At 63.3% G+C, this 15,666-nt stretch carries 1 protein-coding gene; it reads left to right on the top strand.

Features of this window, described 5'->3' with window-relative positions; genetic code table 11:
* The first annotated feature begins 144 nt into the window (after window positions 1-144).
* Window positions 145-15,660, top strand: a complete 15,516-nt coding sequence (locus F8N85_RS20810; RefSeq protein WP_150805405.1) for a non-ribosomal peptide synthetase — start codon at window positions 145-147, stop codon at window positions 15,658-15,660.
* The last annotated feature ends 6 nt before the right edge of the window (window positions 15,661-15,666 follow it).

Raw genomic sequence — 15,666 nt, 5'->3', positions numbered from 1 at the left:
TGGCTGCGGTTTTTGCCGGTCTGTTTCCGCGCTACACCCTCCCTTCTGCTACTTGTTCTCACTCGCTAATTTTTCCCGACTGCATTCGTTTTATAGGGACGACGTGCCTTTGTGCTTCCTGCCTATTGATCCGGATGCTAAGAAATGAATGCTGATGACTCCTTGAAACTCGCTCGCCGGTTTATCGGGTTGCCCCTGGAAAAGCGCCAGATTTTTCTGGCCGCCTTGCAGAAGGAGGGCGTGGATTTCGCCCAGCTGCCGATTCCGGCGGGGGTCGAGGCGCAGGATCGTCAAGCAGTGTCTTATGCCCAGCAACGCATGTGGTTTCTCTGGCAGCTGGATCCGCAGAGTGGTGCCTATAACCTGCCAGGCGCGGTGCGACTGAAGGGACAGTTGAATCTGCCGGCCATGGAGCAGGCGTTCGCCAGTCTGCTGGCGCGGCATGAAACCTTGCGCACGGTATTTCAGCGCCAGCCCGACGACAGCCTGCAACAGGTCCCGGCGCTGGCTTCATTGGCTATCGAGCAGCTCGACCTCAGTGCCTTGCCGGACGTCGAGCGCGAACAGGCGGTGGTGGCTGAAGCCGGGCTGCAGTCGCTGTTGCCCTTCGATCTTGCGTTCGGGCCGCTGCTGCGGGTCAAGCTGCTCAAGCTCGACGAGCAAGAACACGTCCTGTTGCTGACCTTGCACCACATCGTTTCTGATGGCTGGTCGATGAACGTGCTGATCGACGAGTTCATCCGCTGCTACGACGCCCATGATCGTGGCGAGCCACCGCAACTGGCGCCGTTACCGATCCAGTACAGCGACTACGCGCTCTGGCAACGCCGCTGGCTGGAGGCCGGCGAGCAGGCGCGGCAATTGGCGTACTGGCAAACGCAGCTGGGCGATGAGCATCCGGTGCTGGAGTTGCCGACCGATCATCCGCGTCCGGCGATGCCCAGCTATCGCGGCACGCGTTATGAATTCGCGATCGACGGCCAGTTGGCCGAGCAATTGCGGGCCACCGCGCAGCAGCACAACATCACCTTGTTCATGTTGTTGCTCGGCGCGTTCAACGTGCTGCTGCACCGTTACACCGGGCAGAAGGATATCCGGGTCGGCGTGCCGATCGCCAACCGCAACCGCGTGGAAATCGAAGGCCTGATCGGCTTCTTCGTCAACACACAGGTATTGCGCACCCAACTTACCGGGCAGACCCGGATCGCCGACCTGTTGCGGGACATCAAGGAAACCGCCCTCGGCGCCCAGGCCCATCAGGACCTGCCCTTCGAGCGGCTGGTGGAGGCGCTCAAGCTGGAGCGCAGCCTGAGCCACACACCACTGTTCCAGGTGATGTACAACCATCAGCCGCTGGTCGCGGACATTTCCACGGTAACCCCCGCCTCTGGCCTGGAGCTGGGCCTGATCGAATGGCAAAGCCGCACCACCCAGTTCGACCTGACCCTCGACACCTACGAAAAGTCCGGCAAATTGCAGGCGGCCCTGAATTACGCCAACGACCTGTTCGACGCCGTCACCATCGAGCGCATGGCCCGGCACTGGACCCACCTGTTGCACGCGCTGGTCGGTGATTCGACCCAGCGCATCGGCGAACTGCCGATGCTCGAGGCGAGGGAATATCAGACGCTGGTCCACGACTGGAATCGCACCGAAGAAAGCTATCCGGTCGAACGCTGTATCCATGAGTTGATCGAAGCCCAGGCGCAACGCGCTCCGCAGGCCACAGCCCTGGTGTTTGGCGAGCGTGAGTTGAGCTATGGGCAGCTGGATGCCCGGGCCAACCAGCTGGCGCATCTGCTGTGCGAACAGGGTGTCGGTCCGGATGTGCTGGTTGGGATCGCCGTCGAGCGCTCGCTGGAAATGGTCGTCGGGCTGCTGGCGATTTTAAAAGCGGGCGGGGCCTATGTGCCGCTGGACCCGGAGTATCCCCAGGAACGCCTGGCCTACATGATCGAAGACAGCGGCATCACCCTGTTGCTGACGCAAAGCTCGCTGCAGCAGACCTTGCCGAGCGAGGGGGTGAAGGTGATCACCCTGGACCAGGATGATGACTGGCTGGATCGCTACAGCGAAAGCCGTCCGCAGATTGCAATGAATGCCCTGAACCTGGCTTATGTGATTTACACCTCCGGCTCCACCGGCAAACCCAAGGGCGCCGGCAATAGCCACGCGGCGCTGGTCAACCGTCTGTGCTGGATGCAGCAGGCCTATGGACTGGATGCCAGCGATGCAGTCTTGCAGAAAACCCCATTCAGTTTTGACGTGTCGGTCTGGGAGTTCTTCTGGCCTCTGATGAGCGGTGCCCGACTGGTAGTGGCCGCGCCAGGCGAACATCGCGAACCGGCACGGCTGATCGAGACCATCGGCAAGCAGCGGATCAGCACCTTGCACTTCGTGCCTTCTATGCTCCAGGCGTTTATCCATGAGCCGGGCGTCGCCGCTTGCGTCAGCTTGAAACGCATTGTCTGCAGCGGCGAAGCACTGCCGCTGGATGCGCAGCAGCAGGTCTTCGCCAGGTTGCCGGCCGCGGCGTTGTATAACCTCTATGGTCCGACCGAGGCGGCCATCGACGTCACTCACTGGACCTGCATCGATGAAGGCGCGGACAGCGTGCCGATCGGTCGGCCCATCGCCAATTTGCACACCTACGTACTCGACGCGCAGTTGTTGCCGGTACCCGCCGGCGTGGCAGGCGAGTTGTACCTGGGCGGCGCCGGTCTGGCGCGCAGCTATCATCGGCGTCCGGGCCTGAGTGCCGAGCGCTTCGTGCCGTGCCCGTTCCAGGCCGGAGCGCGGCTGTATCGCACCGGCGACCGGGTGCGGCAGCGTCTCGACGGGGTGATCGAGTACCTCGGGCGCCTCGATCATCAAGTCAAACTGCGCGGCCTGCGGATCGAACTGGGTGAGATCGAGACCCGGCTGATGCAGCATTCGCTGGTGCGCGAGGCCGTGGTACTGGTGCAAAACGCCCGGCATCTGGTGGCTTATCTGGTGCTGGAGGGCCCGCAGGTCGATGGTCAATGGCAGCAGGATCTGAAGACCTGGCTGCTCGACAGCCTGCCGGAATACATGGTGCCAGGCTACCTGATGAGCTTGCCGAAGTTGCCGGTCACGGCCAACGGCAAGCTCGATCGCAAGGCCTTGCCGCAGCCGGAAGCGGCGCCACAACAAGGCTTCGTCGAACCCGACAGTAAAATGGAAAAGGCCCTGGCCGCCATCTGGCGCGATGTCCTGGGACTCAAGCGAGTCGGCCTCGATGACAATTTTTTCGAATTGGGCGGCGACTCGATCGTCTCGATTCAAGTGGTCAGCCGCGCCCGTCAGGCGGGGATCCGCATCAGCCCGCGGGATCTGTTCCAGTACCAGAGTGTGCGCAGTCTGGCGCGGGTGGCGGGATTCGATAGCCTAAACCTGATCGATCAGGGGCCGGTCATCGGCGAGGTGATCCTGACCCCGGTCCAGCAGGCGTTCTTTGACCAGACGATTCCGGCGCGTGGGCACTGGAATCAGTCGCTGCTGTTGACCCCGCGCGAAGCGCTGGTCCCCGAGCGGCTGGAACTGGCCCTGACGCGGCTGATCAATCACCACGATGCCCTGCGCCTGCGTTACTCCGAGGAGCCGACCGGCTGGCGCCAGGAGCACGCGGCCCCGGTCAGCGAGTCCGGGTTGTGGCTGCGTCGGGCTACGTCCGTCGAGGCATTGTCAGCCTTGTGCGACGAGGTACAGCGCAGTCTAGATCTGCTGCAGGGTCCGCTGATCCGCGCCATGCTGGTCAACCTGGAGGAGGGCGGCCAGCGCCTGCTGCTGGTGATTCATCACCTGGTGGTGGATGGCGTGTCCTGGCGGATCCTGCTGGAAGATTTGCAGCAGGCCTACAGCCTCGCCTCGGTCCTGCCGGCCAAGACCAGTGCCTATCAGGCCTGGGCCGGGCACCTGCAAGAACATGCGGCACAGCTCGTCGAACAGCTGCCTTACTGGCAGGCGCAGCACCAGGGAGTGGTCGAACTGCCCTGTGATAACCCCCGGGGTGACCTGCAGAATCGTCACGGGCAAAAAATCCAGTCGCGACTGAATGCGCAATTGACCCGGCAACTGCTGCAAAGCGCGCCGGCGGCCTATCGCACCCAGGTCAACGACTTGCTGCTGACCGCCCTGGCACGGGTCATCTGTCGTTGGAGCGGGCAGGACTCCACGCTGATCCAGCTGGAAGGCCATGGTCGCGAGGATCTGTTCGACGAGCTGGATCTGACCCGGACCCTGGGCTGGTTCACCAGCCTATTTCCGGTCAGGTTGCAGCCGGACCAAGAGCTGCCGACTTCGATCAAGGCGGTGAAGGAGCAGCTGCGTGCGGTACCCGGCAAAGGCCTCGGTTATGGCCTGTTGCGTTACCTGGGCGAGCCGTCGGTGCGCGAGTCCCTCGCCAGCCTGACGCCACCCCGGATCACCTTCAACTACCTGGGCCAGTTCGACCGCCAGTTCGATGAGTCGGCGTTGTTCCAACCGGCGGCGGAAAGTAGTGGCCAGGCCCAGGATGCCGAGGCGCCGCTGGCCAACTGGCTGACGCTGGAAGGCCAGGTATATGGCGGCGAGCTGTCGCTGCAATGGGGATTCAGCCGGGAGATGTTCGCCGAGTCCAGCGTTCAGCGACTGGCCGATGCCTATGTCGAGGAACTCCAGGCGCTGATCGAACATTGCTGCCTGACTCCCGCCAGGCAAGCCACGCCATCCGACTTCCCGCTGGCACGCATCAGCCAGGCGCAGCTGGATGCATTGCCGGTCGCGGCTGCGGCTATCGAGAATATTTACCCGCTATCGCCGATGCAGCAAGGCATGCTGTTTCACACCTTGTATGAACCCGAAGTGGGGGCCTACATCAACCAACTGCGCCTGGATATACAGGGGCTGGACCTGGAGAAGTTCACCAGGGCCTGGCAGGCCGCGCTGGATCGCCACGATATTCTGCGCAGCAGTTTTCACTGGCTGGGGCTCGAAGTCGCCCATCAGGTGATCCATCGTCAACTCGATGTGCAGTTGCAAGTGGTCGAGGCCGCTGATCCGGACCTCGATGCCCTGGCCGAAGTTGAACGCATTCGGGGTTTCGAGCTGAGCGCGGCGCCGTTGTTCCGTCTGCTGTTGGTGCGCACCGGCGTCGATGCCTGGCAGTTGATCTACACCAGCCACCACATCCTCATGGACGGCTGGAGCAACGCGCAGTTGCTCGCCGAAGTGATCCAGCATTACGCCGGACAAACGCCGGGCGCGCCCTTGGGGCAATTCAGCGATTACCTGGGCTGGTTGCAGCAGCAATCGGCGCTGGACGCCGAGCAATTCTGGAAAGCCGCGCTGGCGCCGCTGCAGACTCCGACATTGTTGGCGCAAGCGCTACGCCGACCAGCCAGCGCCAGCGCCGACGGCGAATATCGGCTGGCCCTGGATATCACGGCGACTCGGCGTCTTGGCGATTTTGCCCGGCAGCAGAAGGTCACCCTCAACACCCTGTTGCAAGCTGCCTGGGGTCTGTTGCTGCAGCGCTACACCGGCCAGGATTGCGTCGCCTTCGGCGCCACGGTCGCTGGACGTTCGGCGCCATTGCCGGGAATCGAGCAGCAACTGGGTCTGTTCATCAACACGTTGCCGATTATCTGTGCGGCCTCTGCGGACCAGCCAGTGTCGCAGTGGTTGAGCGAATTGCAGGCGTTGAACCTGAGCTTGCGCGAGCACGAGCATGTGCCGCTCTACGACATTCAAGGCTGGGCCGGGCAGCAGGGCGCGCTGTTCGACAGCCTGCTGGTGTTCGAAAACTTCCCGGTGGCCGAGGCCTTGAAGCAAGGCGCTCCCGCCGGGTTGCAGTTCGGCGAGATGCACAACCATGAGCGCACCCATTATCCATTGACCCTGGGCATTGAACTGGGCGCGAGCCTGAGCCTGGAGTTCAGTTACGACGGGGCGCGGTTCAGCGCGGCTCAGGTGGTCGAGCTGGGGGCCAATCTCAGTCATCTGCTGGAGCAACTGGTGCGGATGCCGGAGGCCCGGTTGGGGGCCCTGGAACTGCTCGACGAGGCCGGCCGCCAAGCGGTGCTCGGCCGCAACACGGGCGTTGAAGTGGAGCTGCAAAGTCAGGCGCTGGTGCACCAGCGAATTGTCGCACAGGCCGCGGCGACCCCCGAGGCGCTGGCGCTGCAAGCGGGGGATCAGACCCTCAGCTATGGCCAGTTGAATGCCCGGGCCAACCGCCTGGCGCACCGCCTGCTCGAATGCGGCGTTGGCCCCGGTCAGCGAGTCGGGCTGGCGCTGCGCCGTGGCCCGCAACTGATCGTCAGCCTGTTGGCGGTACTCAAGACGGGTGCGGCCTATGTGCCGCTGGACCCGAAATACCCGGCCGAGCGACTGGCCTACATGATTGGCGACAGCCGACTCGATGTGCTGCTGTGGGAATCCGGTTTGCTCGAGGAGCTGACGTTGCCGCCGCAGCTGACGGAGCTGTGCCTCAGTCAGTCCGGTGCGGAACTGGCCGATTACCCTGACAGCGATCCGCAGAACCAGTCCACGGCGAACGACCTGGCCTATGTGATTTACACCTCCGGCTCTACCGGCCAACCCAAGGGCGTGGCGATCGATCACGCAGCCCTGCGCGAGTTCTGCCAGAGCGCCGCGCACTATTCCGTGCTGTCGGCCCGGGACCGGGTGCTGCAGTTCGCCACCTTCAGCTTCGACGGATTTGTCGAGCAGTGCTTCCCGTCCTTGTGCGTCGGCGCGGCGTTGATCATGCGCGGCGATGAGCTGTGGGATGCCGGGCAACTGGTCGATGAAATCGTCCGCCAGCGAGTGACCCTGGCTGACCTGCCAGCGGCCTATTGGTACCTGCTGGCCCAGGAGTGTGCGAGCGGAGCAGGCCGTAGTCTCGGCGAGTTGCGCCAGCTGCATGTCGGTGGCGAAGCCATGTCGGTCGAAGGCTTGCGCTTGTGGCACGCCGCCGGGCTCGGCCATGTGCGTTTGCTTAACACCTATGGGCCGACCGAGGCCACGGTGGTTTCCAGCATTCATGAATGTCGCCTGGAAGATGCCAGTGACACCTTCGGCATTCCGATCGGTCGGGCCATTGCCGGGCGGGCGCTGTATGTCCTCGATAGCGCGGGCAATCTGCTGCCTGCCGGTGGTGTCGGCGAGTTGTGCATCGGCGCCGCCACCAGCCTGGCGCAATGCTATTTCGACCGACCGGGGCTGACCGCCGAGCGCTTCCTGCCCGATCCATTCGCCAGTGAGCCGGGCGCACGTCTGTATCGCAGCGGCGACCTGGCGCGCTACAACCCGGCCGGTGACCTGGAGTATGTCGGGCGTATCGACCATCAAGTGAAGATTCGCGGCTTGCGCATCGAAATGGGCGAAGTCGAAGCCTGCCTGCAAGCTCTGGATCAGGTGCGCGAGGCGGCGGTCATCGCCCAGCAAAGCCCGACCGGCGCACAGCTGGTGGCTTATGTGGTGGCCAGCGATCCGGCGCTGATGCAGGCCGATGAACTGCATCGGCAGCGGTACCTTGATCAGCTGAAGGCGGCTCTGCGCCAGACACTGCCGGAGTACATGGTGCCCGCGCAGCTGCTGTTGCTGGCCGGCCTACCGCTGAACAACAACGGCAAGCTAGACCGCAAGGCCCTGCCAAGCGCTGATTTCAGCCTCGCGCAACACGCTTACGAGGCTCCGCGCAGCCCTCTGCAACTGCAGCTGGCGAGCATCTGGGAAGCGGTGTTGCAGGTCGAGCCGATCGGTCTGGCGGATCACTTCTTCGAACGTGGCGGCCACTCCTTGTCGGCGACCCAGGTGATTTCGCGGGTCCGGAATGCGTTGAAACTGGACGTGCCACTGCGGGCCCTGTTCGAGCAGCCGACCCTCAAGGCATTTGCCGCCGAATGCGCCCGCCAGCAGCAGACGCTGACATTGCCGATGCTCGCCCAGGAGCGCGGCCAGCCGATGGCGCTGTCCTTTGCCCAGGAACGGCAGTGGTTCCTCTGGCAGCTGGACCCGCAGAGCGCGGCTTACCATGTGCCTAGTGCACTGCAGCTGCGCGGCCGTTTGGATATCGATGCGCTGCAGCGCAGTCTGCAGACCTTGGTGGAACGTCATGAATCCTTGCGCACGACCTTCGTCGAGCAAGGGCAGCGCACCTTGCAAGTCATTGCGCCCACACTGACGTTGCAGATCGAACGAGAGCTGCTGGCGGATAAGCAGGCGATCCAGGCGCGAGTGGAGGAGGAGATCCGTCGTCCTTTCGACCTGTTCGCCGGGCCGCTATTGCGGGTCAAGCTGTTGACGCTGGGAGCGGAGCAGCATGTGTTGGTGATCACCCAGCATCACATTGTCTCGGACGGCTGGTCGATGCAACTGATGGTCGATGAGCTGGTGCGACTCTATGCCGGCTACAGCGAAGGACGAGCCGTTGCCCTGGCGCCGATGCCGCTGCAATACGCCGACTATGCCGTGTGGCAACGCCAATGGATGAGCGATGGCGAGAGTCAGCGCCAGTTGGCCTACTGGAGCGCAAAACTGGCGGGCGAGCAGCCGGTGCTGGAGTTGCCGTTCGACTTCCCACGCCCGGCGCAGCAGAGTTTCCGTGGCGCCCGTCTGGATTTCGCGCTGGATCTCCCGCTGGCCGAGGCCTTGCAGGCGTTGGCCCGGCGTGAAGGCGCCACGCTGTTCATGCTGTTGCTGGCTTCGTTCCAGACCTTGCTGCACCGCTACAGCGGGCAAAGCGATATCCGCGTCGGCGTGCCGGTGGCCAACCGCAACCGGGTCGAGACCGAAGGCTTGCTCGGCTTCTTCGTCAACACCCAGGTATTGCGTGCCGAGGTCGATGGGCAGCAAGACTTCAAGCACGTGTTGCAACAGGTTCGCCAGACGGTGCTTGAGGCACAGGCCCATCAGGACTTGCCGTTCGAACAGTTGGTGGACGCGCTGCAACCGCAACGCAGCCTGAGCCATAGCCCGCTGTTCCAGGTGCTGTTCAATCATCAGAACGTCGAGCGTCGACCGACCGAACTTCCGGGCTTGCGCATCGAGGGCATCGCCTGGAATAGCGGCGCCGCCCAGTTCGACCTGACGCTGGATACCGCTGAAGTAGTAGACGGGCTATGCGCCTCCCTGACTTACGCCACCGACCTGTTCGAACGCCGCACCGTTGAACAGCTGGCGCGCCATTGGCTGAATCTGCTGCGGGCGATAGTCGCCGACCCGACCCAGTGCATTGCCGAGTTGCCGCTGCTCGATACGCCTGAGCAGCAGATGATCGTGCACGACTGGAACAGTCACGCGCTGGAGCAATCGACCGAGCACTGCATTCATGAGTTGGTCGAGGCCCAAGTGCAGGCGACCCCCGACCAGCTGGCAATGGTCTTTGGTGAGCAGCAGCTCAGCTATGGTCAGCTCAACGCCCGAGCGAACCGCCTGGCACTTCGACTTCGCGAGCGCGGGGTCGGTCCTGAAGTACGGGTCGGTATCGCCCTGCCGCGCTCGGTGGAAATGATCGTCGCGTTGCTGGCGGTGTTGAAGGCGGGTGGCACCTATGTCCCGCTGGACCCGCAATACCCGGCCGAGCGCCTGGCGTACATGCTGCACGACAGCCGGGCACGGCTGCTGTTGGTGGGTGTCGATGGGCCGTTGGCGACGATGGCCGCCGAGGGCCTCGAGGTCCTGGCGGTCGAACCGGACAGCGACGATCAGCGGTTCGACTCGCCGAACCTCGCGCCTTGCGCCGGTCCCGACAACCTTGCCTATGTGATCTACACCTCGGGCTCCACCGGCAAACCCAAGGGCGTGGCGATTACCCATCGCAATGCGGTAGCGCTGATTCACTGGGCCCATCAGGTCTATTCCCGACATGACTTGGAGGGTGTGCTGGCCTCCACTTCGATCTGCTTCGATCTGTCGGTCTGGGAACTGTTCGTCACCCTCGCTGGCGGTGGCTTCTTCGTTCTTGCGCAAAATGCCCTGGAACTGCCCGAGCTTCCGGCTCGCGATCGGGTGACCCTGATCAATACCGTGCCTTCGGCAATTGCCGCCTTGCACCAGTCCGGGCAAATTCCCGAGAGCGTGCGGATCATCAACCTGGCCGGCGAGCCGCTCAAGCAGCCGCTGGTGGATGCGCTCTACAGTCATCGGCAGCTGTCCCATGTCTACGATCTCTACGGACCTTCCGAAGACACCACCTACTCGACTTACGTACGGCGGGTGGCTGGTGGACCGCCGAGCATCGGCCGACCGATTGCCGGCACCCGCAGTTACGTGCTCGATGCGCGGCTGCAGCCAGTACCGCTGGGCGTCGTCGGCGAGTTGTATCTGGCGGGCGCGGGGATTGCCCGGGGTTATCTGCTGCGGCCTGACTTGAGCGCCGAACGCTTCGTGCCCAACCCGTTCAGCGAACTCGCTGACCGGATGTATCGCACCGGGGATCTGGTGCGGTACCAGCCCAATGGCGAGATTGAGTACCTGGGACGGGTCGATCATCAGATCAAGGTCCGTGGTTTCCGCATCGAGCTGGGGGAAATCGAAAAGCGTCTGCTCGAGCATGCTCAGGTCCATGAAGCCGTGTTGGTTGCCCGGGAGGGGGGCAGTGGAACGCAGCTGGTGGCTTACGTGGTGCCCGTCCAGGGAGAGGCGGAACTTGAGGAAGGCCTGCGCGCCTGGCTCAAGGCAACCTTGCCGGATTACATGCTGCCCGCGCACCTGGTGTTTCTCGAGCAGTTACCGCTGACGCCGAATGGCAAGCTGGACCGCAAGGCCCTGCCAGAGCCGAATGTCGCGGCAGCGCAGCACGGCTACAAGGCGCCAGCCAATCCGCTGGAACAAAGTCTGATCGACATCTGGCAGGAGGTGCTGAAGCTCGAACAGGTCGGCATCACTGACAACTTCTTCGAGCTGGGCGGTGACTCGATCGTCTCGATCCAGGTGGTGAGTCGCGCTCGCGCAGTCGGTATCCACTTCAGCGCCAAGGAGCTGTTTCAGCACCAGACCGTGCAAGGGCTGGCGCGAGTCGCTCAAGTCTCCCAAGCCGGCACGCTGGTCGATCAGCGACCGGTCACCGGGGCAACTGCGCTGCTGCCGATCCAGCATGAGTTTTTCGCCCAGGCCATCCCTGAGCGTCATCACTGGAACCAGTCGTTGTTGCTCAAACCGGCGCAAAGGCTGCAGCCCGAGGCCCTTGAGCAAGCGTTGCAGGCGCTGCTGAGTCATCACGATGCCCTGCGACTGAGCTTCAGCCAGGCGCAAGCGGGCTGGCAGGCGACTCACCTGTTGGTTGATTCGACCGTGCAGTTGCTCTGGCAAACCGAAGTGGCCGATGCCGATCAGCTTGAGGCCGCGTGCGCCGAGGCCCAGCGTTCGCTCGATCTGCAACAAGGCCCCTTGTTGCGTGCCCTGTTGGCGCAGATGGCCGATGGCAGCCAGCGTTTGTTGTTGGTGATTCACCACTTGGTGGTGGACGGCGTGTCCTGGCGGATTTTGCTTGAAGACTTGCAGAGTGCTTATGCACAGCGAGTACTCGGGCAGGCCGTCAAGCTGCCGCTCAAGAGCAATGCGTTCAAGGCTTGGGCCGAGCGTCTGCAGGTTTACGGGCAAAGCGTCGAACTGCAACGCGAACTCGGTTATTGGCAGACCCAGGGTGCTGCCGCCGAGCTGCCTTGCGACCGCCCCCAGGGCAGCCTGGAAAACCGCCACCTGGCGATCGTCCAGACGCGCCTTGACCAGGGCCTGACCCGGCAGTTGCTGCAAGACGCCCCGGCCGCCTACCGGACCCAGGTCAATGACTTGTTGTTGACCGCACTGGCGCGAGTGATCTGTCGCTGGACGGGGCAGGTTGAGACCTCGATTGAGCTGGAAGGCCATGGCCGCGAGGCGCTGTTCGACGATCTCGACCTGACTCGCACGGTCGGTTGGTTCACCAGCCTGTACCCGCTGCGCTTGACACCCCAGGCGACCCTGGATGCTTCGATCAAGGCGATCAAGGAACAACTGCGGGCGATACCCGGTAAAGGTCTCGGTTTCGGTGCCTTGCGTTACCTTGGGGATGCCACGACCCAGGCGACGCTGGGCAATCTGGCGAGGCCACGGATTACCTTCAATTACCTGGGCCAGTTTGACCAGCAGTTCGATGAAAACTCGCTGTTCGTGCCAGCCAGCGAGCAGGCCGGTGCCGAGCAGAGCGATGCGGCGCCACTGAGCAACTGGCTGTCACTCAATGGCCAGGTCTATGGCGGCGAGTTGAGCCTGGGCTGGAGCTTCAGCCGGCAGATGTTCGATGAAGCGACTATCCAGCATCTGGCCGACGACTACGCCAGCGAACTGGCGGCGCTGATCGCCCATTGCCGCGAGGCCGCCAATGGCGGAGTAACGCCTGCGGATTTCCCTCTGGCGCGTCTGCACCAACAGCAACTGGATGACCTGCCGTTGCCAGCCCGGGACATCGAGGATATCTACCCGTTGTCGCCGATGCAGCAAGGCATGCTGTTTCATAGCCTCTACGAGCAAGGCGGGGGCGATTACATCAACCAGATGCGCGTCACCGTGCAAGGTCTGGATGTCGAGGACTTCCGCGCCGCCTGGCAGGACACCGTGCAGGCGCACGAGGTGCTACGGACCCGCTTCATCTGGCCGAGCCAGCAGGAGCAGCCGCTGCAGATCGTCCAGCGGCGTGCCGAGCTGCCTTTCATCGTCCATGACTGGCGTGACCAGGTCGCTCTGCCGCAGGTGCTGGACGCCTTGGCCGAAGAGCAATTGCAGGCCGGCCTGGACCTTGCCACGGCGCCGTTGTTGCGCCTGGTGCTGGTGCGCATCGGCGACGACAGCCATGAATTGATCTACACCAGTCACCATATTCTGATGGACGGCTGGAGCAATTCGCAGTTGCTCGGCGAGGTGCTGCAACGCTACAGCGGGCAAGTCCCACAGAGCCAGACGGGGCGCTACAGCGACTACATTGGCTGGCTGCAACGTCAGGACGCGCAGGCCAGCGAAACCTTCTGGAAAGCACAGATGACCCAACTGGACGAACCGACCCGGTTGGCTCGCAGCTGCAACGATGGCACGCTGGCGCTGGAAACCAGCGGCTATGACCACCACGTGCAACTGCTTGAGGCCGAGCAGACTCGCCGTCTGGAAGCCTTCGCCCGCGCCCGGAAGATCACGCTCAACACCTTGGTGCAAGGCGCGTGGCTGTTGCTGCTGCAGCGTTATACCGGGCAGCAGACCGTGTCGTTCGGCGCGACGGTGTCGGGGCGTCCGACCGACCTGCCGGGCGTCGAGCAGCAAGTCGGGCTGTTCATCAACACCTTGCCGGTCATCGCCAGTCTCCGCCCGGAGCAGCCGCTCGGCGCCTGGCTGCAGGATCTGCAGGCGCTGAACCTGCGGTTGCGCGAGTTCGAGCACACGCCCTTGTTCGATATCCAGCGCTGGGCCGGGCAGGGCGGTGAAAGCCTGTTCGACAGCCTGCTGGTGTTCGAGAATTACCCGGTGTCCGCGGCGCTGGAAAAAGGTGCGCCGCCAGGGATGAGCTTCGGTCAAGTCAAGAGCCAGGAACAGACCAACTTCCCGTTGACGGTGCTGGTGGACCTGGGGGAAACCCTGTCACTGCAATTTGCCTATGGCCGCGAGCATTTTAGCCCTCGGGTGATCGAACGGCTGGCAGCCCATCTGCAGCAGCTGCTGCAACAGATAGCCGAGTCCGTCCCCGATCAGTTGCTGGGTGAGATCAAGCTGTTGGGTGAAACCGAACGACAATTAATTGTGCGCGACTGGAACGCCACCGCTACCCCTTACCCACTGGCCAGCAGCATCCAGCAGTTGATCGAGGCTCAGGTGTTGAAAACCCCCGATGCCGAGGCGCTGGCATTTGCTGGAACCCGGCTGAACTACGCCCAGCTCAATGCCCGGGCCAACCGCCTGGCGCACAAGCTGATCGAACTGGGCGTGGGGCCGGAAAGTCTGGTGGGGATTGCCGTGGAGCGTTCGATCGAGATGGTGGTCGGGCTGCTGGCGATCCTCAAGGCCGGTGGCGCTTATGTGCCGCTGGACCCGGACTACCCGCAGGATCGTCTGCGTTACATGATCGAGGACAGCGGCGTCGAATGGCTGCTGACCCAGGCGTCACTGGTCGACAGCCTGCCGCTGGCACCCGGGGTTCGGACTCTGGTGCTGGATCAGCCCGGCGACTGGCTGGACGCTTGTTCGCCAGACAACCCGAACATCGCGGTCGAGGGGGAAAACCTCGCCTACGTGATCTACACCTCGGGCTCCACCGGCAAACCCAAAGGCGCCGGCAACCGCCACTCGGCGCTGACCAACCGGCTGTGCTGGATGCAGGACGCCTACGGTCTCGACGCGCAGGATACGGTGCTGCAAAAGACCCCGTTCAGTTTCGACGTGTCGGTCTGGGAGTTCTTCTGGCCACTGATGACCGGTGCGCGTCTGGTGCTGGCCGCGCCGGGTGATCATCGCGATCCGGCCCGGCTGGTTGAGCTGATCAAGCGCGAGCAGGTCAGCACCTTGCACTTCGTGCCGTCGATGCTGCAGGCGTTCTTGCAGGATGCCGAGGTCGCCAGTTGCCTGAGCCTGAAGCGAATCGTCTGCAGCGGCGAAGCCCTGCCGACGGATGCCCAGCAGCAGGTGTTCGGCAAGTTGCCGAATGCCGGCCTGTACAACCTCTATGGCCCGACCGAGGCCGCGATCGACGTCACTCACTGGACCTGTGTCGAAGAAGGCCGGGACAGCGTGCCGATCGGCCAGCCGATTGCCAACCTCAGTTGCTACATCCTCGACGCCAACCTCGAACCGCTGCCGGTCGGTGTGCTGGGTGAGCTGTACCTCGGGGGCCAGGGCCTGGCGCGCGGTTATCACCGGCGCCCGGCACTGACCGCCGAGCGCTTCATGGTCAGCCCGTTGGGCGACGGTGAACGGCTGTACCGCACCGGAGATCTGGCGCGCTATCGCGCCAACGGGGTGATCGAGTACGCCGGGCGGATCGACCATCAAGTCAAGCTGCGCGGCCTGCGGATCGAACTGGGCGAGATCGAAGCGCGCCTGCTGGAACATGATCAGGTTCGCGAAGCGGTGGTGGTGGCCGTGGACGGCGTGCTGTTGGCGGCCTATGTGGTGCCGGTCGACGAGCCTTTGCTGGAGTACCAGAGCCAGCAGCTGGTTGCCGAGCTCAAGGCGCATGTCGGGCAGTCCTTGCCGGACTACATGGTGCCAAGCCACCTGCTGCTGTTGCCGCAGATGCCGTTGAGCGCCAACGGCAAGCTGGATCGCAAGGCCTTGCCCAAACCCGATGCCAGCCTGCTGCAGCACACCTATGTGGCGCCGGTCACGGCCTTGCAGCAACAGCTCGCCGCGATCTGGGGCGAAGTGCTCACGCTTCCGCGGATCGGCCTTGGCGACAACTTCTTCGAACTGGGCGGGCACTCCTTGCTGGCGACTCAGGTGACGTTGCGCGTGCGCGAGCAACTGGGCTTGGAGATACCGATCAAGACCTTGTTCAACAGCGCCGATCTGCACGGCTTCAGCCAGGCGGTGCAAGCCCTGCAACCTGATTTGCAACCGGTTCACGATGTTTTGGCTAAATCCTTGGAGGCCCTCAATCGTTTATCAGCAGATGAACTTGAAAAACTGATTTCCTAACGAGGA

The organism is Pseudomonas fluorescens (assembly GCF_902497875.1).
Taxonomy (GTDB): domain Bacteria; phylum Pseudomonadota; class Gammaproteobacteria; order Pseudomonadales; family Pseudomonadaceae; genus Aquipseudomonas; species Aquipseudomonas fluorescens_BR.
The sequence above is the reverse complement of the archived record's forward strand: the minus strand, read 5'-3'. Positions and strand labels throughout refer to the sequence as shown.